The organism is Rhizobium leguminosarum (assembly GCF_010668065.1).
GTDB classification, from domain to species: domain Bacteria; phylum Pseudomonadota; class Alphaproteobacteria; order Rhizobiales; family Rhizobiaceae; genus Rhizobium; species Rhizobium leguminosarum_S.
The window spans coordinates 733,334-755,111 of the sequence record NZ_WUEN01000002.1 but is presented as its reverse complement, the minus strand read 5'-3'; the positions used below and the strand labels follow the sequence as shown (position 1 = coordinate 755,111).

Genomic DNA, 21,778 nt, shown 5'->3' with positions numbered 1-21,778 from the left:
AGGCCTCAAAGGCCGACATTCGGCTTGTCGATGATTTCTCTAAGCGCGAAGCTCGAATTGATCTTGACGACGTGGGGCAGGGCCGACAGCCAGTCGCGGTGGATCCGCTCATAGTCCTCGAGGTCGCGGGCGGCGACGCGCAAGATATAGTCGTATTCGCCCGACATCAGGTAGCAGACGAGCACGTTCGGGCAGAGCTTCACCGCTGCCTCGAATTCCGCCAGCGTCTTGGCGAATTGGCCGGAGAGCGAGATATGCACGATGGCGATCATCTTGTAGTCGAGCGCCTTGTGTGAAAGCCGCGCATGGTAGCCGCCGATGACGCCGCTTCTTTCCAAGATGTCGAGCCGGCGTGAACAGGCCGAAGGCGACAATCCGATCCTTTCGGCAAGCTCGGCATTGGTGATGCGGGCGTTGGCCTGCAATGCCCGGAGAATCGCAAGATCGATGGTATCGAGATCGGCCATTCGAAGAACCTTCGAAGAAAGGTAGGAAAGGCGCAATAATCGCCGAAAAATCGCGTCTTCGCAAATCGTCTTTGCAAGGACATTTCACTGCCTTGATGGTTGGATTCCTCATCTGAAAAAATCCGCGGCCGCGGAGATAAAATGAGAGGAACGCGCATGCGTGTCGGTTGCCCGAAGGAAATCAAGAATCATGAATATCGTGTCGGCCTGACGCCGGCTTCGGTGCGCGAATATGTTGCCCACGGCCACGAGGTCTGGGTGGAGACCAAAGCGGGCGTCGGTATCGGCGCTGATGATGCCGCCTATGCCGCGGCCGGCGCCAAGATCGCCGCCTCCGCCAAGGATATCTTCGAAAAGTGCGACATGATCGTCAAGGTGAAGGAGCCGCAGCCCGCCGAATGGGCGCAGCTCCGTGACGGCCAGCTTCTCTACACCTATCTGCACCTGGCGCCGGATCCCGAACAGACCAAAGGCCTCATCGCCTCCGGCGTCACCGCGATCGCCTATGAGACGGTGACCGACGAGCGCGGCGGCCTGCCGTTGCTGGCGCCGATGTCGGAGGTGGCCGGACGCCTGTCGATCCAGGCGGGAGCGACCGCGCTGCAGAAGGCCAATGGTGGCCTCGGCGTCCTGCTCGGCGGCGTGCCCGGCGTGTTGCCGGCCAAGGTCGCGGTCATCGGCGGCGGTGTCGTCGGCCTGCATGCAGCCAGGATGGCTGCCGGCCTTGGCGCCGATGTCAGCATCCTCGACAGGTCGCTGCCGCGACTGCGCCAGCTCGACGATATCTTCGCAGGCCGCATCCACACCCGTTATTCCAGCATCCAGGCGTTGGAGGAGGAAGTCTTCTCGGCCGATCTCATTATCGGCGCCGTACTGATCCCCGGCGCTGCCGCTCCGAAGCTCGTCACCCGCGAGATGCTGTCCGGCATGAAGAAGGGCTCCGTCATCGTCGACGTTGCCATCGACCAGGGCGGCTGCTTCGAGACCTCGCATGCGACGACCCATTCCGATCCGACCTATGAAGTCGACGGCGTCGTGCATTATTGCGTTGCCAACATGCCGGGCGCCGTGCCGGTCACCTCGGCGCACGCGCTGAACAATGCCACATTGGTTCATGGCCTGGCGCTTGCCGATCGCGGCCTGCGCGCCATCGCCGAAGACAAGCATCTGAGGAACGGCCTCAACGTCCATAAGGGCCGCATCACCAGCAAGCCGGTCGCCGACGCGCTGGGCTACGAGGCCTTCGCGCCGGAAAGCGTGCTGAACGTAGCGTAAGCTAGCTGACTCTAGGTAACGACTTACAGCGCTATTTTTCGGCCGGGAGGGCGGTATCCGAGGGGATGCCGCCTTCTTTGTATGCGGCGTAGCTGTAATCGAACCGCGACCGTCGGCGGCGTTGGAGGTATGCTTTTCCCGTCAATTAGAGCAATGAGTTGTGTCCCGCCGACCAGTGTCTATCGTATCATGCCGATGGGCAGTCGCCTCTAAACGGAGCAGCAATGACGGTCGATAGTCGAGAGGAAATATCGCCGGTCCCGCTTCGAACGTCACCTGCCGGCCTTGAAACATATATTGCCGGCAGAACACTCGTCAGCGGGGATGGACCGGCCTGGACGGATATATTCGTTCAGGTGTTTTCCCGCCTGACGGTTCAACACCCCTTTCTTGTTCCGGCGGTCGCCGAACCTCTCATTGTTTGGGTGATCTCAGGTCAGGCATGCGTGGAAGAACGCGATCTGGGTGGGGAGTGGGAGGCCAACACAGTCAGAGTCGGGGACTTTTTTCTGACGCGGTCGCCCACGCCATACGAAATGCGCTGGCGTGCCGAGGGAGACGAACCTTTCCAGGTGATGCATCTCTATCTCTCCGTTCCGTTGTTTGAGCGGGTGGCGGAAGCGGTTCTCGGCAAGGCTGCCAACGCGATGCGCCTGCGCGACATATCGGGCGGCCGCGACCAACATCTTTCCAGCATGCTGGAACTGATCCATGCTGAACTGACTGCCCAAGGGCAGGGAAGTCGGCTCTTCGTTGAGGGATTGGCGCAGACGCTTGCCGTTCATCTTATCCGGCAATATGCAACATTTGACGCCGAGGCGCGGCCGTCAAATGCCCTCCCGGGTGCCAAGCTACGGCGGGCCGTCGCGTTCATGGAAGCCAACCTTCAGGAGCCGTTTGATCTCGCACGTCTGGCACAAGCGGCCGGCATGAGCGCGTTTCACTTCAGCCGCCTCTTCAAGAAGGCCACTGGCCTTTCTCCATCCCATTATTTCATTCGCCAACGCATAGCCAAAGCCCAGCAACTTCTGCAGGAAACCGGTACCAGCATCATCGAGATCGGCATGTCCGTGGGGTATTCGAGCCCCAGCCATTTTGCTCAGATTTTTCGCCGTGAGGCTGGCGTCTCCCCCAGCGACTACCGTCGCAGCTGAAGCGCGTCGCGATCTTTCAGATTCGCTGATCGCGCTTAGGTCTTTGTTTTTACGCATGTCGTTATCGCAAAACCGCTGCACACTTTTGCGCGACATGCGTTAGAGTTGCCGATTTGAGCAAGATCCCGACAGATCTCGCAAGGTCCCGAGAGAGGGATCAATCCCTCCTCCTTATGTTCCTCCTTGTCGAACATGACCGCCCTTTCAGTTGGAAGGGCGCCAAGACAAGGAGATAAACCATGACCAATATCAATGGAAAAGTCGCGCTGGTCACCGGCGCCTCGAGCGGCATCGGCGCCGCAACCGCATTGAAGCTCGCTGAGGCCGGCGCAAAGGTCGGTATCGCCGCCCGTCGCACCGACAAGCTTGCAGACCTCAAAAAGGAGATCGTCTCGAAGGGCGGTGAAGCCCTCGTGATCGAAATGGACGTGGTCGATCCAGCCTCCGTCGAAGCCGGCGTCAAAAAGCTGGTGGGTGCCTATGGTTCGATCGACATTCTCGTCAACAATGCCGGCCTGATGCCGCTTTCGGATGTCGATCAGTTCAAAGTCGACGAATGGCACCGGATGGTCGACGTCAATGTGAAAGGCCTGCTGAACGCCACGGCTGCCGTTCTGCCGCAGATGATCAACCAGCATTCCGGCCACATCTTCAACATGTCGTCGATTGCGGGCCGCAAGGTCTTCAAGGGCCTTTCGGTCTATTGCGCCACCAAGCATGCGGTCGCCGCATTCTCCGACGGCCTGCGCATGGAAGTGGGCCAGAAGCACAATATTCGGGTGACCTGCATCCAGCCGGGCGCCGTGGCAACCGAACTGTACGATCACATCACGGAGCCTGGCTATATCAAGCAGATGGACGACCTTGCCAAGCAGATGACATTCCTGCAGGGCGGAGACATCGGCGACACCATCGTCTTCGCGGCGCAGGCGCCCACGCATGTGAATGTCGCGGAACTCTTCGTTCTGCCGGTCGAACAGGGCTGGTAACCAAGCCAGAACGTCTGTCAGTTTGCCCGCATAGGTGCGGGGAAGAGACCCGCGAAGGAGCGCAGGATGAGAGATTTCCGCCTCACAGACCTATCGCATGCTCGAACCTGGCCCGATCGTTCTTGTGACGACGAGCCTTGAGGGCACGCCAAATGTGATGACGATGGGTTTTCACATGATGATCCAGCATGCGCCGCCGCTGATCGGTTGCGTCATCGACCCTTGGGGCTTCAGCCACCACACCCTGAAAAAGACCGGCGAATGCGTGATCGCGATTCCAGCTGTCGACCTTGCCGAAACCGTGGTGGACATCGGCAACTGCTCCGGTGACACGGTGGACAAGTTCGAGCGGTTCAGCTTGAGGACTCGTCCAGCAAAGGATGTTGCGGCGCCGTTGCTGGTGGACTGCCTTGCCAATATCGAATGCCGTGTTGCCGATCCGAGCCTCGTCGATCGATACAATCTCTTCATCCTCGAAGCGAAGAGGATCTGGATCGACGAGACCGGCAAGGAACGACGGACCATGCATCATCGCGGTGACGGCAGCTTCACCGTGGATGGCGGCACGCTCGATCTCCGGAAGCGCATGGTTAAGTGGCGGCATTTGCCCTAAGGCGCGCCGCAGCACGCAAAAAACACATCCCCTGAACTTCACACTGATTGAAAGGATATCATCATGTCCGCCTATCTCGTTGTCGATCTCGATATACACGACCCCGAAGCCATTGCCGATTACCGCTCGAAGGCCTTGCCCCTGGTGGCAAAGGCCGGCGGACGTCTCATCGCTCTCGATGACGCACCGCTCGAACTCGAAGGCTGGCAGGCGACCAATATGCTGATCATCGAATTTCTCGATATGGATGCCATCCGTGGTCTCTTTGCATCGCCCGAATATGCACCGCTCGCACATCAACGGCAGACTGCCGCGGGTTCGCGGATCATTGCCTTGCGCGGCGTTTAGAACATTAGAAGGCGCGCAATCCCAACAGATTGACGACTTCCTATTGCGCCTATCAGGCGCCGGCCTCCACCAGGGTCGGCGCCCTTACCTTGTCGATCCGGCATTGGAAGCAGTTGTTGCGCGCTGAGCGCACATGCACATAGGCGATATCAGGCCGTCCCAACAGCTCTTCGCCGTAGGCTGAAATATCGCCGATAGCAGTCACCGCGCCGGTGCCGTAGACGATGCGGTCATTTTCGTTATAGCCGCGGACGATGAAGTCACGGCTCGTCGTCAGCACCGACGGCATGATCTCTTCGGCGGCATAGCGTGCACAAGGTTGCTTGTGCAGGAAGACCGGGCCGGTTTCAGCATAGGGCTGCAGCTCGGGGAAGGGCCGGTAGGCGAAGACCAGCAACGCCTCGCCCGCATCGATATTTTCGAGGCAATGGCGGCAGGGATGACCGGGACCATCGGAAACGATCGTCTCGGGCAGCCTGTAATAGGCGTCGCGGCCGCCGTTCCAGAGGTGTTCGGCGTCGGTCGTCGGCATGGCGACAAAACGAATGGCGGTCATGGCAGATCTCCTTTGTGATTGCCATGAAATGCACCCGGACGAGTGTGCAAGCCACCCGATTCTTGCGCGCCGCAGGCAATTGGGCGATCGAGCGAAACGCGGAGTATGCCTCTTTCGCAGCCGCACGCTCCCACCCTCCTCGTAAACTCAGACACTGCGGGAATTCGCGAAAAGCGGACACCACGGGTCGCTCCCTAAGCGGGGGCTGAGGCCTGTCATGGACCAGCTTTCTTCTCGCGGCAGCCTGTCGTCGGCTCGATCGTGTCTCTCGTCGCCGCCCCGGGTATGTTTGGCGTCTTCATACCGTGGTACACGATCGGGTGGCACAGGGTCGGGCCGCTGCTCGGTTTTGAGAGGGTGCGCCCGCTGGCGACCTCTTGAATTTCGGTTTGGAGGGACAGATGGTGGCTGAAGAAGCAGCATTGAACTTCGCGGACTTCTACGATGCCGAGCTTGCTCTTCACAACGCGCATTTTCGGGTCGCCGCCGCGGTCGGGCGGTCTGATCGTGTTCTCGATATCGGTTGCGGCGCCGGACAAACCACACGTGACGCCGCTCGCGCTGCGGAAGCAGGACGGGCGCACGGGATAGACTTGTCCGCCACGATGCTGGAGATTGCCCGCCGGCGCAGCGCCGAGGAGGGAATACCCAATGCGACGTTCGAACTGGCGGATGCACAGAACCATGTCTTCGCAAAAGGGGAATTCGATCTTTGCATCAGTCGATTTGGCGTCATGTTCTTCGCCGATCCGGCGGTGGCTTTCGCCAATATCGCCAACGCTGTACGCCCAGGTGGACGTTTCATTTTCATGGTCTGGCAGGGCAGAGACCACAATGAGTGGGCGACCGCTATACATGAGGCGCTTGATCCGGATTCAACCGGTCCGGCGGCCAGCAAAGCCTTTTCGCTGAGCGAACCCTCGGTAACGTCCGGACTGCTCGAAACGGCAGGATTCACTGCCATCGAGTTTCGTGAAATCAACGAGCCTGTGTTCTACGGTCCGGATCCCGAGACTGCATTGGCGACGATTCAGACATTTGAAAATGTGAAGAGCGCCCTCGATCGTCCCGCCAGGACAGCCGAAATACGGGCGCGGCTGCTCGACATGCTGGAGGCGCACCAGACACCTCACGGAATTCAATTCGATTCGCGCGCATGGCTGATCACCGGCCGCCGGTGCGGCGACAGTCCCCCGCGCGTCAAGTGATTTCCGCTCAGCATGAATGTCGGCTTTGGGCCAAGCCGACATGGCTGGCATTTGCTATCGAATTCCGCAAAACTGCATGAGGAAAAGGAGAAGCCCATGCCCGATGTCGATCTCGCGCTACTGGCGCAACAGAATGCGGAAATACTGGAAGAGCTCAGGGCTCTGCGGCGGGATGTGGCGGAACTGAAGGAACAGTCGGGTCGCACGCTCGATTTCGAGCGCCGCAACGATCCGCGCCGCCCGAACAGCCTGACGCAGCGTTAGCAGCTCCACTTACGTAGGGAAAGAAACCGTCAGCTTTTCCGCGCAATCTCCAGAAGCTCCTTGTCGCTGAGCGGCCGGACGATGCCGGTGCCGGTCGAAACTGGCGAAAAGCCGTACATCTGGTAGAGCTGCAGCGCACGCGGATGGTCGAGGTTGTTGGTGGTGGTGGTGACCCGCTTCGGATTGAGCGACCAGATGGCATAGAGCGCCTGCAGCAGGAACCACTTGCCGATGCCGAGACCGAGCGCATGTTCGATCAGGCCGAAATGGCTGAGTTCGATCATATCCTCGTCTTCGCAGAAATATTCATAGAAGCCGGCGGGCGCGCCGTTCACGTAGAGAACGCTGATATTGTTGCGCTTGTCGTTCAGCGTCTCGGCAAGCTGCTCGTCGCTCATGCGCAACCGGTCCACCCATTGCCAGCGCGCGCCCACCTGGCGGTAGAGATAGCGGTAGAAGGGCAGTGGGATCTCGGGAGTGCGCATGATCGCCGTCTGGATATTGACGGGCACCGGCATGCTCGCCTTCGGCGGCGCCGTCATTTCGAGCCGGGTGATGTGAGCTTTCAGCGAAGCGGGTGCCTTTCCCATGGCGATCAGACTTTGACCGGCGTCGGCGGACCGGTGACGATGGGCGTATCGTCACGACTGCCCCATTCGCTCCACGAGCCGTCATAAAGCTTGTTGTCGTGATGGCCGAGCGATTCCAGCGCCAGCGTGATGATCGCGGCGGTGATTCCCGAGCCGCAGGAGGTGACGACAGGCTTGGACAGATCGATGCCGGCATCCTCGATCGTCTGCCTGAGTTCGGGCAGCGACTTGAATCGGCCCTGGCTGGCGAAAGCGCCGGAGGGCAGGCTGCGGGCGCCAGGCATATGGCCGGAGCGCATGCCGGCACGCGGTTCGGGTTCGGCGGCTGCGAAGCGGCCGGCGCTGCGGGCATCGGCGATCTGCATCGCGCCGCTGGAGACGATGTCGCGCATCGTATCGAGCGTCACCACGCGGCTCTCGTCGAAGCCAGGCGTGAAGGTCGCCGGCGCAGGATTGGGCGCTTCGGTTTCAAGCGGACGGCCCTCGGCCTTCCAGCCGTCGAGACCGCCATCGAGCACGAAGACATTTTTCGCGCCCATCACCCGGAACAGCCACCAGACGCGCGGCGAGGCGAACAGGCCGATACCGTCATAGACGACGATCCGATCATTCTCGCTGATGCCGAGCCGGCCGACTTCGGCGGCGAAATAATCGGGCGAGGGAATCGTGTGCGGCAGCGACGTCGAATGGTCGGCGATCTTGTCCTGATCGAAGCGGATGGCGCCGGGAATATGGCCGGCCGCATATTCGGCATCGGCATCGCGCTTCTGCGCCGGCAAATAGAAGGAGGCGTCCAGCACGCGCAGGTCGGCTTTGCCGAGCTCGGACTGCAGCCAGTCGGCCGAAACGACGAAACGGCTCTTGGTCTCACTCATGATGGTCTCCCTTGATGGTCAGGCTTCGTCGCCGGGCGTGCCGAAGCGGATGCGGAAGCGCCGGTTCTCTTTGCCCTTCTTCTCGATCTTGGCGATATGGATCCGGCCGACTTCCTGAGTCTCGGAGACATGTGTGCCGCCGCAGGGTTGGCTGTCAATCGAGGAGTTCTCGCCGATGCAGACGAGGCTGACGCGCCCGAGCCCCAGCGGCGGGCGGACGTTCTTCGATTTGACGATATCGGGATTGGCCACAAGCTCCTCGTCGGTGATCCATTGCAGGGTAACCGGATGGTTCTGCTCGACCAGTTCCATCAGCTTGGCCGTCACCTCGTCCTTGTCGATCGTCTCGATCATGTCGAAGTCGACGCGGCTTTCCTCCTCGCCGACGGCAGCCCCGGTGATCGGATAGGAGCAGACGACGGAAAGCAGGTGGCAGGCCGTGTGCATGCGCATCAGCCTGTAGCGGCGCGGCCAGTCGACATGCAGCACCAGCGTCTCGCCGAGCACAGGCCGCGGCGCACCTTCGAGCGGCACGTGGATGATGACATCCTTGCTCGGACCATGTTTCGTCTGGCCGAGCGCGATCTTGCTGCCGTCGGCGCGCTCGAGTTCGCCGGTGTCGCCGGGCTGGCCGCCTGATGTGGCATAGAAGCAGGTCTGGTCCAGTTCGATGCCCCCGTCTTCGTGAACGGCGATGACGACCGCCTCGCACGTCGAGAGATAGAAGTCGTCACGATAAAGGGCATTGACGGGCATGGCGTCTCACACGGGCTCGTAGGGAACGTGGATATCGGGCGACTTCGCCATCCAGCCCGGAACGGGCAGCCCCTTCGACGTCAGGAAATCCGGGTTGAAGAGTTTTGACTGATAGCGGTTGCCGTAATCGCAGAGGATCGTCACCACCGTGTGACCAGGTCCGAGATCCCGGGCGAGGTTGACCGCGCCGGCAATGTTGATCGCCGTCGATCCGCCGAGGCAGAGGCCCTCGTTCTCGACGAGATCGAAGAGATAAGGAAGCGCTTCGGCGTCGGGGATCCGATAGGCATAGTCAGGCGTGAAGCCCTCGAGATTGGCGGTGATGCGGCCCTGGCCGATGCCCTCGGTGATCGAGGATCCCTCGGATTTCAGCGCGCCGTTCTGGTAGAATTCATAGAGTGCGGCGCCATCGGGATCGGCGATGCCGATCTTGACGTCTGCCTTGAAAGCCTTGAGGCCGGCGGCGACACCTGCCAGCGTGCCGCCGGAGCCGACCGAGCAGATAAAGCCGTCGACCTTGCCGTCGGTGTCTTTCCAGATTTCTTTTGCCGTCGTTTCGACATGCGCCTGGCGGTTGGCGACGTTGTCGAACTGGTTTGCCCAGATCGCCCCGTTCGGCTCGGTCTTCGCCAGCTGCTCTGCGAGCCGCCCGGACACCTTCACGTAGTTGTTCGGGTTCTTGTAGGGAACGGCGGGCACTTCGACGAGTTCGGCTCCGAGCAGCTTCAGCGCGTCCTTCTTTTCCTGGCTCTGCGTTTCCGGAATGACGATGACGGTGCGGTAACCGAGCGCCTTGGCGACCAGCGTCAGCCCGATGCCGGTATTGCCGGCCGTACCCTCGACTATGACGCCACCCGGGCGAAGTAATCCCTTCCGCTCTGCGTCGCGGATGATGTAGAGCGCGGCGCGATCCTTGACCGACTGGCCGGGGTTCAGGAACTCCGCCTTGCCGAGAATGGTGCAGCCGGTCATCTCTGAGGCGCCCTTGAGTTTGATCAGGGGCGTGTTGCCGATGGCGTCGAGGACGGAGGGGTGGAAGGTCATGGAATCTGCCTCTATTCGAACTCTTACTTTAGGAACGGTCTTTTCCCTTCACAAGGCTGAGTTGGCAAGAAATGCTATTCCACGCCTCTGTCGGACACGATAAAATTTGGCTTTCCTCCTCCGAAATGACGCATGGCTCGCAATCCCGCCGTGTGAGGGGTGATCCGAAGATTGACTTTCCCCGTACGGATGACGACAAAGCGAAAACGGAGCGCGGCAACAGGGCGTGACCAAAACCGACATGGTTCACGAGCAGATCGACACGATCGATGCATTGATGGCGCATTATGTTGTCGGCTCCTTGCCCGAGCCGGCGCGTGTGCTGGTGCAGTCGCATCTCGAAATGAAACCGGACAATCGCAGCCTGGTGAACAGCCTCGAGCTGCTGGCAGGCGAAGCTTTGGAAAACGCGCCTGAAGCCGCCATTGCCGATCGCGACGGGCGGCTTGCGGCGATCTTTTCCTCTGCGTCTCCCGTCCCTGCGCCACGGACGGTCGCGCGACCGGAAAACGCGCTGTTTCCGCAAGCGTTGCGCGCCCTCTTGGGCTTCGAGGCCGAGGATGTGCCCTGGCGCCGGCGGTTGCCCGGTTTCAAGGAATACTCGCTCGACATGGACGGCTGCGAGGTCAGCCTGATGTGGATCCGGCCGGGCCGCGCCTTGCCGGCGCACACCCACAAAGGCATGGAACTGATCCTCATTCTCGACGGCGCCTTCAACGATGAACGCGGCCGTTTCGGCCCCGGCGACATCTCCATTGCCGACGAGACGGTCGACCACCGGCCGGTCGCCGAAAAGGACAGGCCTTGCATCGCCTTTGCCGTCTCGGACGGACCGGTCAAGCTCACCGGATCCTTCCGCCAGATGATCGGCGACCTGATCGGCTGAAAGCAGCCACAATAGTGTGATAGAGCCGTAAATCCGGAGGGGTTGAGGAACTTCCGGACCTGTTTTCGCATTTGATCAGGCAGCCCGGAGGAACATGTCATGCGTGATTTCATTGCCCATCCCGAACATGGAATCGTCTGGATTTCGGGTGCGAGTACAGGCATCGGCCGGGCGCTTGCGCTGAGGCTCGCCGGCGAAGGATATAAGGTCGCCGTCACGGCCAGAAGCCACGAAAAGCTGGTCGAACTGCAAGCCGAAGCCAATGGCCTCTCGGGCAGTATCATTGTGCTCGACGGCGACGTCACCGATGCCGAGGACATGGAACATGTCATGGCCTCCATCGAATATGAGCACGGCACGCTCGCCATGGCGATCCTCAATGCCGGCGTCTACCTGCCCGTCCATGCCGAGGATTTGAACCGCACCGATTTCGAGAAGAGCTTTGCCGTCAATCTTTCCGGCGTCGTCAACTGTCTGCTGCCGGCGATCCGCCATATGAAGGCAAAAGGGCAGGGACAGATCGCCATCGTTTCCTCCGTCACCGGCTATCGCGGCCTGCCGACGGGAGCTGCCTATGGCGCCACCAAGGCGGCGCTGATCAATATGGCCGAAAGCCTGAAATTCGATCTCGACAAGATGGGCATCCGCATCCAGCTCGTCTGCCCGGGCTTCGTCGATACGCCGGCAACGAGGAAGAATGCCTTTCCGATGCCAGCTCTGGTATCGGTCGAGGAGGCCGCCCGGGAGATTGCCGCCGGGTTGAAATCGCAGGCCTTCGAGATCACGTTTCCGAAGCGCTTCACCACCATGCTGAAGCTCGCGCGCCTGCTCCCCTATAGCGTTTATTTCACGCTGGTGAACCGCGTGACCGGCTGGCGGGAGCGGCCGCCGTCGGCTGGTCGCCATCCGGTGACACCGCATGCTGCGGAATGATCAACGGCGCGAGAATACGACCTGGCGCACATCGATATTGCGGGCACGAAAGCCGGCCTCGCAATAGAACAGATAGAATTCCCAGAGTCGCTTGAAACGCTCGTCGAAGCCCATCGGGCGGATGCGTTCCCAGACCGACCAGAAACGCTCGCGCCATTCGGCAAGCGTGCGGGCGTAGTCGAGCCCGAAGCCGAAATCCTTGACCAGCGACAGATCGACCTTGCCGGCAAGTTCGGCCAGATGATTGCGCGTCGGCAGCATGCCGCCCGGAAAGACATATTTCTGGATAAAGTCGGGGTTGCTGCGATACTGGTCGAAGGACTCGTCCTTGATCGTGATGATCTGCAGGCCCGCTTTGCCGCCCGGCTTCAGACATTGCCTGAGCTTGGAGAAATAGGACGGCCAGTATTTCTCGCCGACCGCTTCGAACATCTCGATCGAGACGATCCGGTCGTAGAGGCCGGTCTCGTCGCGGTAATCCTGCAAGCGGAATTCCACGCGGTCGTCGAGGCCGGCCTTGCGGATGCGTTCTTCGGCAAAGGCGAGTTGCTCGCGGCTGATCGTCAGCCCGGTTACCTTGCAGTTCAACTCGCTTGCGGCAAATTCGGCAAACCCGCCCCAGCCGCAGCCGATTTCCAGCACGTGGTCGCCAGGGCTGATGCCCGTCGCCTCGGCGAGCGCGCGGTATTTGGCGTTCTGGGCCGATTGCAGGTCGTTGGCGCCGGTCGAATAGAGCGCCGAGGAATAGGTCATGCTCGGATCGAGCCATTGCCTGTAGAAATCATTGCCGAGATCGTAATGGGCGGAGATGTTGCGCTTCGAGCCGGTCTTGGTGTTGGCGTTCATCCAGTGGCGGACGCGCTCGAAGAGGCGGCCAAGACCGCCCTTGCCATGCGCATAGCTAAAGGCGGCCTCGCCGTTGACGAGAAAAAGTTCGAGGAAGGCGGTGATGTCGGGGCTGTCCCAGTCGCCGTCCATATAGGTTTCGGCGACCCCGATCGTGCCGCTCGTCAGCGCCCGATAAGCAAGGTTCCAGTTGTTGAGGCTGAGCGCCGCCTTCGGCCCGGCCTTCTTGCCTTCGACCAGCAGCCTACGCCCGTCGGGCAGCGTGACAGCAAGCGAGCCGTGCTGCATGCGCAGAAGTCCGCGCACCGCCAGCTTCGCCTTGAAGGGCAGGCCCTTCACTATACGGGACATGTTTTCGGCCGTTAGCGTCACCGCGTCGCGAGCCAGCAGATTCCAGTCCTGCGCCTTGCTCATTTCTCCTCCTCCTCCAGCATTTTCTTGCCGGTTAGGGACGAAGCACCCTTGATGATACGCGCGGCCGCCCCCCGACTATTGCATCGAACGCTAATGTCATTCCGCCGCTTCCGCAAGCGGGCGGGTTTGGCGGACGCTGACTGCAGGTGGGGGCGCAGGACGCCTGACATACCGCGCGCCCTTCAGCCACAACTTGAGTGCTTCCCAATGGATCCCGGTCATGATCTTGAAAGTGAGGATGGGTATGCGCGCCGTCAAGCCCAGCAGCGAAGCGTTTGTCAAAGGCACCTGCCGTCCGGAAAATGTCGCCGAGAGCAGCGGTCCTTCACTATCTGTTTCAAGGATGCGCCAGCGGATCTCTTTACCGGGCGGCAGCATGCGGAAATTATAGCGCGCCGCCATACCGATGAAGGGCGAGACGTGGAAGAGCTTGTCGCAGCTCTGGCGAAGCCCGCTTTCCGACATCTCGCCACGGCCGACCGGGCAGACATAGCTGTGCCGCTCGCCGAAAGTATTGCGCACCTCGTAGATCATCGCGGCGAGCACGCCGCCGGCATCATAGGCGTAATAGACGCAGAGCGGATTGAAGACATAGCCGAGAATGCGGGGATAACAGACGAGCAGTATCCTGTCCGCGCGGTCGAGCCTAGCCTCGGCGAGCAGCCCGTCGACATAGGTGCGCAGCGACATATTTCTGGTTTCGGCGTGGTCCCTTTCCTGGAACGAGACGAGATTGCGCCCGTTGACGGAAAATAACGTCGATAGCCCGCCGGCCTCGTCCAGCCTGTCGAGATCGACAAGCAGCGAGAAGACACGGTAGCGGAAGCGATGGCCGAACGGTTTCATCCGTTGATGCATGATCTCGCCGACATAGAGCGCTGCCGCGGCATCCGGTGGAGGGCCGTTGGCCGCTGTGTTCATGCCATGCTTTTCGCCGCGCCTTGTCATGCCGCAGCATCCGGTTGAGGTTGCCGTGAGGTTCGGACAGCTCGCCAGGGTATGATCCCGCCCAGGGCCTCCGCCGCTGCCAGACCGGAAACGAGACCATCCTCGTGGAATCCGTAACCCGTCCAGGCGCCGGCGAAATAGCAATTGTTTTGTCCCTGAATGGTCGTGAGCGCTTGTTGCGCGCTCATGGCTTCCGCCGAGAACTGCGGATGTTCATAGGTGAATTCGGCAAACACTTTACGGCGGTCCGGCTCGCGGTCGGGATTGAGGGTGACGAATAGCGGGAATTTCTCATCGATGCCCTGCAGCCGGTTCATCCAGTAAGTCACGGCGACGTCCGCGTTTCCATCTTCACGGCTGGAGCGCAGATAGTTCCATGAGGCCCAGACCTTGCGCCGCTGCGGCATCAGCGATTGGTCGCGATGCAGGACGACGCGGTTCGGCTGGTAGGGAATGGCAGCAAACAGCCTGCTTTCCCGATCGGTGGCATCGACGAGCAGGCGGGCTGTCTGATCGCTGTGGCAGGCAAAGATTACCTTGTCGAACGGGTGTTCGTCGCCCGTTTCGTCGATGATCGTGACGCCGCGCTCGGAGCGGATGACCCCGCGCACGCCGCAGGAAAGTTTCACGCGTTCGCCGAGCGGCCGAAGCAACTGGTCGAGATAGGTGCGGCTGCCGCCGGTCACCGTGCGCCACTGGTGCTGGCGGCGATAGATCAGCCGGTGATTGTCGAAGAAATTGACGAACTGCTCAGCGGGAAACTGCAGCATGCGTGCTGATGGTGTTGACCAGATCGCCGCCGCCATCGGCACGAGATAGTTGTTGGTGAAACCGGGCGAGAAGCCGCGCCAGTCGAGATAATCGCCGATCGAGCGCGAGGCGAGATGACCGGCGGTGCGATCTTCGAGGCAGGTGCGGTTGAATCGGAGGATCTCGCGGATCATCCACAAGAACGAGGGCCGCAGCAGGTTGCGCTTCTGCGCGAAGATCGAGGACAGTCCGCCGCCGCTCCATTCCAGTCTGCCGCGGTCGAGCGAGAGCGAAAAGCTCATATCGCTTGCATGCGTAGCGATGCCGAGTTCGGCAAACAGCGCCGTCAGATTGGGATAATTCTGCTCGTTATAGACGAGGAAGCCGGTATCGACGGCAATTTGAACCCCGTTGTAATCCACGTCGACCGTCGCCGTATGGCCTCCGGCCCGCGCCTTGCTTTCATACAGCGTAACGTCATGCACCTGACACAGTGCCCAGGCTGCGGAGGCGCCCGAGATGCCGGAGCCGATGACGGCGATCCTCAGCCGGCGTGGAGCGGGACGGAAGTGTGCGTTCATGCGGCATCCCTTGTTGCGCTGTAAGCGGCGAGCGCCCGGTTGCGGGCGTTCGCGTGATCGACGATCGGTTTTGGATAGGTTTGGCCAAGCGTGATGCCAGCCTCGTCGAGCATGCTCTTCGGCGCCTCGAACGGCCGGTGGATGTATTTTGCCCCGAGCTCTCGAAGCTCCGGCACGTAAGTCCTGACATAGTCGCCGTCGGGATCGAATTTTTCGCCCTGCAGTACCGGATTGAAGATGCGGAAGAACGGCGAGGCATCGGCTCCCGAGCCCGCCACCCATTGCCAGCTTGCGGCATTGTTGGCGGGATCGGCATCAACAAGCGTATCCCGGAACCAGGCCTCGCCCCGGCGCCAATCGATCATCAGATCCTTGATGAGGAAGGAGGCGACGATCATGCGCACGCGATTGTGCATCCAGCCATGGCGCCAGAGCTGGCGCATGCCGGCATCGACGATCGGATAGCCGGTCATGCCGCGGCGCCACGCCTCGAAATCTCCGCTGTCGTTGCGCCATTCGAAGCCGTCGAAACGATCGTTCCAGTTGGCAGAGGCAAGACGCGGAAAATGGAAAAGCAGGTGATAGGAAAATTCGCGCCAGGCGATCTCCTTGCGAAAATGTACGATGTCGGCTGCCGGCATCCGTTGCGACAGGCCGCGTGTGGCATCCCAGATGCGGGCAGGGGATATCTCGCCCAGCGCCAGATGCGGCGACAGCATCGATGTCGCCGGCCTCGCTGGATAGTCTCGGTTTTCCTTGTAGCCGTCGAGCGCGTCTTCAACGAAGGCATGGAGCCTCTGCTGGGCACCCTCTTCGCCGGGTGTCCAGAGATCGACGAAATCGCCTGCCCAGTCCGGCTTCGTCGGGAGCAGCTTCCATCTCTCCAGCACTTCTGATTTCGGTTGCGACGCAAGCCGCAGTTTTGCCGGCGCCTCCAGCGGCGGCTCCGGTTCGCCGCCACCCTCCAGCGCGCGCCAGAATGGCGTGTAGACGCGATAGGGCGTGCCGTTGCCGGTCATCAGCCGGGAAGGTTCGTGCAGCAGCTGGCCGCCAAAGCTTCTTGCCTCGATCGCCTGCTTTTCCAGTTCGTGCTTGATACGGGCGTCGATGGAGATTCCGGCTGGATCGTAGCGCCGGTTCCAGAAGACGGCTTCGGCAGCGCTTTCCTTGATAAAGGCGCAAAGCACTTCGAGCGCCTCGCCGCTTGCCAACACCAACCGTCCATTCAGCTTTTGCAGCGACCTGTTGAGCGCTTCCAGTGAATGATGCAGCCACCAGGCCTGTGCAGCACCCAGCGGACCGGTGCCTGCTACTGTCGGTTCTCCAATATAGAGCGGGATAATCGGCCGCCCGGAGCGATGGGCGGCGGTGAGTGCCTGATTGTCGTCAAGGCGCAAGTCCTTGCGAAACCAGAGGATGACCGGTTTTGCCGCGTCCTTTGCCAATGAAGCCGTTCCCCGCTTGCGTTCTTTTCAACCCGCTACGCATGTACGGAACGCCCGGATCAAAAGTTTCATCCGGTGGAAAAAAGCTTTCACGGCTGTCGGCGGCATGAAAAAGGCCGGTGTGAACCGGCCTTTTTCTGAAAGCGGGAGTCTGTCGCTTAGTTGTCGTATTCGCGGCAGGCTTCGCTGATCGATGCGCCGCTCTGACCGCCGCGCGTGTCGACGCCGGACATCTGTTGCGGCATGCCGGGGCATTCCATCGTCTGCGGCCGGCCGATGCTCTGTGTCGTCGTCGGATCGACCGGCGAGACCGTTACCGGACGAATTCCGTTGTCATCGTTGGTGTAATCGGATGAATAGGTGCCGGAACCGGGATCGGTCGAGCCGCCATTCGTTGGCCCGATCGGACTCGGGTTAGACTGGGCAAAAGCCGACGACGCCATGCCGATCGCGAGCAGCGAAGCGGCAATAAGGGATCTAGACATGGGATATCCTCCTTGGATTTTCATCTTGGATGACCCTGGGGTAACTGCCTGATGGAATCATTGTTCCGAAATTTGCAGAAAACCTGCATTCAAGCTCTGCGGCACACCCGGCATGGTTATGCGTAAACCTTAACGGGCGATGTCGCTGGATCGGCGCCAGCACATGTCCTACTTGCATGCGGAGATACTAAAAAACCGTGGCATGAGGCCGCTATGTTCATCTCCTTTCGCGAAGCCGCAGATCTCGGTCTCCAGATCGTACTTGCACTCACCTTGACGATGAGTGGCATGGCGGTCGCCTCCTACGCCGTCAGGAATGACAAGGCTAAAATTTCCGCAATCGACGTCAGCCGTCCCTCACTCTGGACCGCTGCTCCCGTGCGCGTCGACCTGACCACGCAGACCTACCTGCGTGCCGATGCTCCAGCCGGGCTGGAACTCGCCAGCGGCGCGGATGATCTGTGCCACGATCCGATCGGCCTTCGACTCTCCTGCAACCTGATCACCACGACCGCCAGCACAGCCTTCTAGGCCAAAGCAGTTTGGGGCGGTCACCCGTTGAGCCGAAAGCTTGCAAAACACAACGATTTGCCGTTTCATCAATCGATAGCGACCATCCGACATCCCTCCTTAAAAGGATCCGCCTTTGCCCCTGCCGATGCCCCGCGGCTTCGAGAAGCCCTATGCCGCCTTCCTGTTCGATATGGACGGCACCATCCTCAATTCGATCCGTGCGGCCGAGCGTGTATGGAGCGACTGGGCAAGGCGCCACGGGCTCGATGTCGCCACCTTTTTACCGAAGATGCATGGATCGCGCGGCATTGACACGATCACCCGGCTGAACCTGCCGGGAGTCGATCCCGAACATGAATCAAAGCTGGTGACCGAGGCCGAAATCGCCGATGTCAGCGACGTCGTTGCCATTCCCGGCGCCGCGACCTTCCTGAGTTCACTGCCCCCGGATCGCTGGGCGATCGTTACCTCCTCGCCATTGCGCCTTGCTCACCGCCGACTGGAGGCGGCAGGCTTGCCGGTGCCGAAATTCATGGTGACGGCGGAGGACGTGAAGGTCGGAAAACCCGACCCGCAATGTTATATTCTCGGCGCCGAGCGCCTCGGCGTCAGCACGCAGGATTGCCTGGTGTTCGAGGATGTCGCAGCCGGCATTACCGCCGGCGAGGCGGCGGGTGCCGATGTCATGGTCATCACGGCAACACATCACCAAAAGATGGAGACGCCGCACCCGACGCTTTCATCCTATGACGAGATCTCGATCCGCATCTCCCCCGATCACCGGATGCTGATCGTCCCGAACGCGGCCTGACAGTGCTCCCCTGCTTGCTTCTGCGCGGTTCACTCCGCGGCTGCGGCAAGACAGCGATCGATGATGCTGCCGATTTCGCTGCGGCAGGAGCCGCAATTGGTTCCAGCGCTGGTTTCCTTGCCGACCGCCTCGACGCTGTGACATCCGCCGCGCACGGCAGCCGCGATCTGGTTGACCCCGACACTGAAGCAGGAGCAGACGGTGGCGCCCGGATCTGGCCTGCCTGCTCCCGGACGACCCGCAACGAGCGCAAAGCGTTTCCTGAGGTCGCCATGCGAGGCTGAAAGCTGCGAGATCGCCCAGTTGCGCGCGACGGCGACGGGCTCGCGTGCCAGAAACAGCGCCGCAAGCAGGACCTCGCCGTCGAAGAAGGCGAGCCTGAGGTCGCCGGATTGCCGGTCGGCATAACCAAGCGGTTCGATCTCGGCCGGAATGGCGAAAACCGCGCGGCACCAGGCCGTCCAGTCTTCGACGGTTTCGCCGAAGGCAAGCTCCAGCCGCCAGCCGCCGGCGGCTTTCGCCAGCGCCCAATAGGCGGCATCAGGCGCGGCGGGTTTTGTGGCAGAGACGGCGAAACCGTAATGGGTGGCGCGGAAGGGCCGGACGGCGACGGCAACGTTCTTCGACGCCGGCTGACCGGAAACGGGATCGGTTATCGGCGCGACCACCGCGTCGATCCGCGCTTTTGCAGCAAACTGGTCGTTCCAGTGCATCGGCGCAAAGATGCCGCCGCGTGCCTGGCGATCGGTGACCAGCGCCCTGACGATTGCCTTGCCGTGCGGGCTGTCGATCTCGACCAGGCCCGCGCTTGATATGCCGGTCTCGATCGCGTCGCGCGGATGGATCTCGGCAAAGGGTTCGGCGATATGGGCGGAAAGCCGCGCACTCTTTCCGGTTCGGGTCATCGTGTGCCACTGGTCGCGGATGCGTCCGGTATTTAGCGTGAAGGGGTACTCGGCATTGGTGCGATCGGTTGCGGGCGGTTTGACCGCGACGAAGCGCGCCTTGCGATCGGGATGGAAGAAACCACCCTCGGCGAAGAAGCGGGTGATGCTGGGTTCTGTCCCTGCCGCCTGCGGCCACTGGAAGGGCGACAGCTCGTCATAGGCGCTGCCGTTTATGCCTGCGCGCGCGCCGATATCGAAATCGCGGCTGCCGTTATTTTCGAAGGCGGAAAGCGCGGCGTGCTCCGCAAAGATTGCGTCCGGCGCATCAAAATCGAAGGCGGCGGCAAATCCCATGCGGCGTCCGACCTCCGCAAGCTGCCACCAGTCGGCCCTTGCATCGCCGGGGATGTCGAGAAACGGCCGTTGCCTTGAAATGCGCCGTTCGGAATTGGTGACGGTGCCATCCTTCTCGCCCCAGCCGAGCGAGGGCAAAAGCACATCTGCGTGCCGGGTCGTATCCGTCTCTTTCAGGATGTCCGACACGACGACGAAAGGACAGGCGGCGATCGCGCTTTCGACGCTATCGGCATCCGGCATCGAGACGACGGGATTGGTCGCCATGATCCACAGGGCCTTGATGCGCCCATCGGCCACGGCTTGGAACATGTCGACCGCCTTCAGGCCGGGCTTTGCGGCGATGACGGGCGAGTTCCAGAAGCGCTGTACACGGTCTCGGTCTTCGGCATTCTCGATCGCCATATGGGCGGCAAGCATATTGGCGAGGCCGCCGACCTCGCGCCCGCCCATGGCGTTCGGCTGGCCGGTCAGCGAAAACGGTCCCATGCCAGGGCGGCCGATGCGGCCGGTTGCCAAGTGACAGTTGAGGATGGCATTGACCTTGTCGGTGCCGGAGGAGGATTGGTTGACGCCCTGGCTGTAGCAGGTCACGACTTTCGGCGTCGTCTCGAACAGGCGGAAGAACTCCCTGATCTGCATGGCCGGCAGGCCGGTCCTCTCCAGGAGATCGTTGATATCGAGCGCGGCGGCCGCCGCAAAAGCGTCGCCGAAACCTTCGGTATGGGCGCCGATATAATTCTGGTCGATTGCCGGACTTGTCGCGAGATGGGCAAGCAGTCCCATGAACAGCGCAACGTCGCCGTCCGGACGGATGGCGAGATGCAGGTCGGCGATGTCGCAGGTCATCGTCCGGCGCGGATCGATGACGACGATCCGCATGTTTGGCCGCGCCGTCTTTGCGGCGGCAAGCCGCTGGTAGATGACGGGATGACACCAGGCAAGGTTGGAGCCGGTCAGGATCACCAGATCCGCAAGTTCGATATCCTCATAGGTCCCGGGCACCGTATCGGCGCCGAAGGCGCGGCGATGCCCCGCCACGGAAGAGGACATGCAAAGCCTTGAATTGGTGTCGATATTGCCGGAGCCGATGAAGCCCTTCATAAGCTTGTTGGCGACATAGTAATCCTCGGTCAGCAACTGGCCGGAGACGTAGAAGGCAACGGCGTCGGGCCCGTGTTCGGCGATCGTTTCAGAAAAACGACGGGCGACCAGATCAAGCGCCTCGTCCCAGCCGCTCCGTTCGCCTTCGATCTCGGGGTGGAGAAGCCGGCCATCGAGATCGATGGTTTCGGAAAGGGCTGACCCCTTCGAGCAGAGCCGGCCGAAATTCGACGGATGCTCGGGATCTCCTTTGACGCTGACTGCGCCGGCCTCGTCGACCGTGGCGATAACGCCGCAGCCGACACCGCAATAGGGACAGGTGGTCTTGACCTCAGCCGCCATCTATTCCGCCGCCATCATCAGGCTTTCCAGAGCGATGAACAGCCTGCCGTCTTCGTTCAGCACCTGTATCGTCCGGACCTCGCCTTCGTCGGCGCCGAGCGCCTTGCCTGTTTCCAGCGAGATAACCCAGTTGTGCAGCGGGCAGGTGACCGACTTGGCGTGGACGATGCCTTGGGAGAGCGGGCCGCCCTTGTGCGGGCAGTGATCCTCGATGGCGAAGACCTCGTTTTCGGCCGTGCGGAAGACGGCGATCTTGCCTTGCGGCGTCTTCACGCAGCGCGCGCCGCGCAACGGGATGTCGGAGATGTCACCGATTGCGATCCAGTTCATGTCCATCTCC

At 61.2% G+C, this 21,778-nt stretch carries 24 protein-coding genes; 11 read left to right on the top strand and 13 right to left on the bottom strand.

Going from position 1 to position 21,778, the window contains the following annotated elements; all coding sequences use genetic code 11:
- Positions 1-5: 5 nt before the first annotated feature.
- Positions 6-467 carry an Lrp/AsnC family transcriptional regulator gene (locus GR198_RS08205; protein ID WP_003538804.1) on the bottom strand — a complete coding sequence of 154 codons (462 nt, stop codon included), beginning with the start codon at positions 465-467 and terminating at the stop codon, positions 6-8.
- Positions 468-623: 156 nt separating this feature from the next.
- On the opposite strand from GR198_RS08205, the gene ald reads away from it, so the two are divergent.
- The 5 genes from ald to GR198_RS08180 all read left to right on the top strand — a co-directional run bounded on the left by ald (position 624) and on the right by GR198_RS08180 (position 4,846).
- Positions 624-1,742: an alanine dehydrogenase gene (gene ald, locus GR198_RS08200; RefSeq protein WP_029873028.1), complete on the top strand. Its 1,119-nt coding sequence runs from the start codon at positions 624-626 to the stop codon at positions 1,740-1,742.
- Positions 1,743-1,966: 224 nt separating this feature from the next.
- Positions 1,967-2,896 carry a helix-turn-helix domain-containing protein gene (locus GR198_RS08195; RefSeq protein WP_029873029.1) on the top strand — a complete coding sequence of 310 codons (930 nt, stop codon included), beginning with the start codon at positions 1,967-1,969 and terminating at the stop codon, positions 2,894-2,896.
- A gap of 239 nt (positions 2,897-3,135) precedes the next feature.
- Positions 3,136-3,885: an SDR family oxidoreductase gene (locus GR198_RS08190; RefSeq protein WP_029873030.1), complete on the top strand. Its 750-nt coding sequence runs from the start codon at positions 3,136-3,138 to the stop codon at positions 3,883-3,885.
- A gap of 97 nt (positions 3,886-3,982) precedes the next feature.
- Positions 3,983-4,498, top strand: a complete 516-nt coding sequence (locus GR198_RS08185; protein WP_029873031.1) for a flavin reductase family protein — start codon at positions 3,983-3,985, stop codon at positions 4,496-4,498.
- Between the two features lie 63 nt (positions 4,499-4,561).
- Entirely contained in the window at positions 4,562-4,846 is a 285-nt protein-coding gene (locus tag GR198_RS08180; protein ID WP_029873032.1) for a DUF1330 domain-containing protein, read from the top strand.
- Positions 4,847-4,898: 52 nt separating this feature from the next.
- Here GR198_RS08180 and GR198_RS08175 read toward each other — a convergent pair whose 3' ends face one another.
- On the bottom strand, positions 4,899-5,402 hold the full coding sequence (locus GR198_RS08175) for a DUF1203 domain-containing protein (protein WP_029873033.1): 504 nt from the start codon (positions 5,400-5,402) through the stop codon (positions 4,899-4,901).
- A 401-nt stretch (positions 5,403-5,803) separates the two neighbouring features.
- On the opposite strand from GR198_RS08175, the gene GR198_RS08170 reads away from it, so the two are divergent.
- Positions 5,804-6,610, top strand: coding sequence for a class I SAM-dependent methyltransferase (locus GR198_RS08170; RefSeq protein ID WP_029873034.1), 807 nt, complete (start codon positions 5,804-5,806; stop codon positions 6,608-6,610).
- 96 nt (positions 6,611-6,706) lie between these two features.
- Positions 6,707-6,874 carry a hypothetical protein gene (locus tag GR198_RS35310; protein ID WP_003538834.1) on the top strand — a complete coding sequence of 56 codons (168 nt, stop codon included), beginning with the start codon at positions 6,707-6,709 and terminating at the stop codon, positions 6,872-6,874.
- 29 nt (positions 6,875-6,903) lie between these two features.
- On the opposite strand, the gene GR198_RS08165 is transcribed toward GR198_RS35310, so the two are convergent.
- Genes GR198_RS08165 through GR198_RS08150 form a run of 4 tightly spaced genes read right to left on the bottom strand, consistent with a single transcriptional unit; the run spans position 6,904 to position 10,139 of the window.
- A complete protein-coding gene (locus GR198_RS08165; protein ID WP_011651594.1) occupies positions 6,904-7,464 on the bottom strand; it encodes a GNAT family N-acetyltransferase in 561 nt (186 codons plus the stop codon).
- A 5-nt stretch (positions 7,465-7,469) separates the two neighbouring features.
- Positions 7,470-8,339 (bottom strand): 3-mercaptopyruvate sulfurtransferase, encoded by an 870-nt coding sequence (gene sseA, locus GR198_RS08160; RefSeq protein WP_029873035.1) that lies wholly within the window; start codon positions 8,337-8,339, stop codon positions 7,470-7,472.
- Positions 8,340-8,357: 18 nt separating this feature from the next.
- Positions 8,358-9,095, bottom strand: a complete 738-nt coding sequence (locus tag GR198_RS08155; protein WP_029873036.1) for an alanyl-tRNA editing protein — start codon at positions 9,093-9,095, stop codon at positions 8,358-8,360.
- A 6-nt stretch (positions 9,096-9,101) separates the two neighbouring features.
- Positions 9,102-10,139, bottom strand: coding sequence for a cysteine synthase A (locus tag GR198_RS08150; RefSeq protein ID WP_020049631.1), 1,038 nt, complete (start codon positions 10,137-10,139; stop codon positions 9,102-9,104).
- 226 nt (positions 10,140-10,365) lie between these two features.
- Between GR198_RS08150 and GR198_RS08145 the strand changes: the two genes are divergently transcribed.
- Together GR198_RS08145 and GR198_RS08140 are read left to right on the top strand one after the other, a co-directional pair.
- On the top strand, positions 10,366-11,025 hold the full coding sequence (locus GR198_RS08145) for a ChrR family anti-sigma-E factor (protein WP_029873037.1): 660 nt from the start codon (positions 10,366-10,368) through the stop codon (positions 11,023-11,025).
- Between the two features lie 99 nt (positions 11,026-11,124).
- The gene (locus GR198_RS08140; RefSeq protein WP_029873038.1) at positions 11,125-11,958 is read left to right on the top strand and encodes an SDR family NAD(P)-dependent oxidoreductase; all 834 of its coding nucleotides are present in this window, start codon (positions 11,125-11,127) and stop codon (positions 11,956-11,958) included.
- On the opposite strand, the gene GR198_RS08135 is transcribed toward GR198_RS08140, so the two are convergent.
- From GR198_RS08135 to GR198_RS08115, 5 genes are all read right to left on the bottom strand, one after another.
- On the bottom strand, positions 11,959-13,218 hold the full coding sequence (locus GR198_RS08135; protein WP_029873039.1) for an SAM-dependent methyltransferase: 1,260 nt from the start codon (positions 13,216-13,218) through the stop codon (positions 11,959-11,961). It lies immediately after the preceding gene.
- 96 nt (positions 13,219-13,314) lie between these two features.
- Positions 13,315-14,166: a DUF1365 domain-containing protein gene (locus GR198_RS08130; protein WP_029873040.1), complete on the bottom strand. Its 852-nt coding sequence runs from the start codon at positions 14,164-14,166 to the stop codon at positions 13,315-13,317.
- Positions 14,163-15,497: an NAD(P)/FAD-dependent oxidoreductase gene (locus tag GR198_RS08125; RefSeq protein ID WP_164068211.1), complete on the bottom strand. Its 1,335-nt coding sequence runs from the start codon at positions 15,495-15,497 to the stop codon at positions 14,163-14,165. The genes GR198_RS08130 and GR198_RS08125 overlap by 4 nt, the downstream gene beginning before the upstream one ends.
- Positions 15,494-16,942, bottom strand: coding sequence for a cryptochrome/photolyase family protein (locus tag GR198_RS08120; protein ID WP_164045548.1), 1,449 nt, complete (start codon positions 16,940-16,942; stop codon positions 15,494-15,496). Before GR198_RS08120 ends, GR198_RS08125 begins: the two co-directional genes overlap by 4 nt.
- A 158-nt stretch (positions 16,943-17,100) precedes the next feature.
- Positions 17,101-17,427 (bottom strand): hypothetical protein, encoded by a 327-nt coding sequence (locus GR198_RS08115; protein WP_003538855.1) that lies wholly within the window; start codon positions 17,425-17,427, stop codon positions 17,101-17,103.
- A 213-nt stretch (positions 17,428-17,640) separates the two neighbouring features.
- Between GR198_RS08115 and GR198_RS08110 the strand changes: the two genes are divergently transcribed.
- A complete protein-coding gene (locus GR198_RS08110; protein WP_029873043.1) occupies positions 17,641-17,958 on the top strand; it encodes a hypothetical protein in 318 nt (105 codons plus the stop codon).
- 115 nt (positions 17,959-18,073) lie between these two features.
- A complete protein-coding gene (locus GR198_RS08105; RefSeq protein WP_164045549.1) occupies positions 18,074-18,751 on the top strand; it encodes an HAD family hydrolase in 678 nt (225 codons plus the stop codon).
- A 29-nt stretch (positions 18,752-18,780) separates the two neighbouring features.
- On the opposite strand, the gene GR198_RS08100 is transcribed toward GR198_RS08105, so the two are convergent.
- Together GR198_RS08100 and nirD are read right to left on the bottom strand one after the other, a co-directional pair.
- Complete coding sequence (locus GR198_RS08100) at positions 18,781-21,438, bottom strand: nitrate reductase (protein ID WP_164068209.1); 2,658 nt, start codon at positions 21,436-21,438, stop codon at positions 18,781-18,783.
- Positions 21,439-21,774, bottom strand: coding sequence for a nitrite reductase small subunit NirD (nirD, locus tag GR198_RS08095; RefSeq protein ID WP_017960132.1), 336 nt, complete (start codon positions 21,772-21,774; stop codon positions 21,439-21,441).
- Between the last annotated feature and the right edge of the window lie 4 nt (positions 21,775-21,778).

Bases quoted from the DNA above. Each gene is read 5' to 3' on its own strand.
- GR198_RS08205 (WP_003538804.1), bottom strand. From the start codon at position 467: ATGGCCGATCTCGATACCATCGATCTTGCGATTCTCCGGGCATTGCAG.
- ald (WP_029873028.1), top strand. From the start codon at position 624: ATGCGTGTCGGTTGCCCGAAGGAAATCAAGAATCATGAATATCGTGTC.
- GR198_RS08195 (WP_029873029.1), top strand. From the start codon at position 1,967: ATGACGGTCGATAGTCGAGAGGAAATATCGCCGGTCCCGCTTCGAACG.
- GR198_RS08190 (WP_029873030.1), top strand. From the start codon at position 3,136: ATGACCAATATCAATGGAAAAGTCGCGCTGGTCACCGGCGCCTCGAGC.
- GR198_RS08185 (WP_029873031.1), top strand. From the start codon at position 3,983: ATGCTCGAACCTGGCCCGATCGTTCTTGTGACGACGAGCCTTGAGGGC.
- GR198_RS08180 (WP_029873032.1), top strand. From the start codon at position 4,562: ATGTCCGCCTATCTCGTTGTCGATCTCGATATACACGACCCCGAAGCC.
- GR198_RS08175 (WP_029873033.1), bottom strand. From the start codon at position 5,402: ATGACCGCCATTCGTTTTGTCGCCATGCCGACGACCGACGCCGAACAC.
- GR198_RS08170 (WP_029873034.1), top strand. From the start codon at position 5,804: ATGGTGGCTGAAGAAGCAGCATTGAACTTCGCGGACTTCTACGATGCC.
- GR198_RS35310 (WP_003538834.1), top strand. From the start codon at position 6,707: ATGCCCGATGTCGATCTCGCGCTACTGGCGCAACAGAATGCGGAAATA.
- GR198_RS08165 (WP_011651594.1), bottom strand. From the start codon at position 7,464: ATGGGAAAGGCACCCGCTTCGCTGAAAGCTCACATCACCCGGCTCGAA.
- sseA (WP_029873035.1), bottom strand. From the start codon at position 8,339: ATGAGTGAGACCAAGAGCCGTTTCGTCGTTTCGGCCGACTGGCTGCAG.
- GR198_RS08155 (WP_029873036.1), bottom strand. From the start codon at position 9,095: ATGCCCGTCAATGCCCTTTATCGTGACGACTTCTATCTCTCGACGTGC.
- GR198_RS08150 (WP_020049631.1), bottom strand. From the start codon at position 10,139: ATGACCTTCCACCCCTCCGTCCTCGACGCCATCGGCAACACGCCCCTG.
- GR198_RS08140 (WP_029873038.1), top strand. From the start codon at position 11,125: ATGCGTGATTTCATTGCCCATCCCGAACATGGAATCGTCTGGATTTCG.
- GR198_RS08135 (WP_029873039.1), bottom strand. From the start codon at position 13,218: ATGAGCAAGGCGCAGGACTGGAATCTGCTGGCTCGCGACGCGGTGACG.
- GR198_RS08130 (WP_029873040.1), bottom strand. From the start codon at position 14,166: ATGACAAGGCGCGGCGAAAAGCATGGCATGAACACAGCGGCCAACGGC.
- GR198_RS08125 (WP_164068211.1), bottom strand. From the start codon at position 15,497: ATGAACGCACACTTCCGTCCCGCTCCACGCCGGCTGAGGATCGCCGTC.
- GR198_RS08115 (WP_003538855.1), bottom strand. From the start codon at position 17,427: ATGTCTAGATCCCTTATTGCCGCTTCGCTGCTCGCGATCGGCATGGCG.
- GR198_RS08110 (WP_029873043.1), top strand. From the start codon at position 17,641: ATGTTCATCTCCTTTCGCGAAGCCGCAGATCTCGGTCTCCAGATCGTA.
- GR198_RS08100 (WP_164068209.1), bottom strand. From the start codon at position 21,438: ATGGCGGCTGAGGTCAAGACCACCTGTCCCTATTGCGGTGTCGGCTGC.
- nirD (WP_017960132.1), bottom strand. From the start codon at position 21,774: ATGGACATGAACTGGATCGCAATCGGTGACATCTCCGACATCCCGTTG.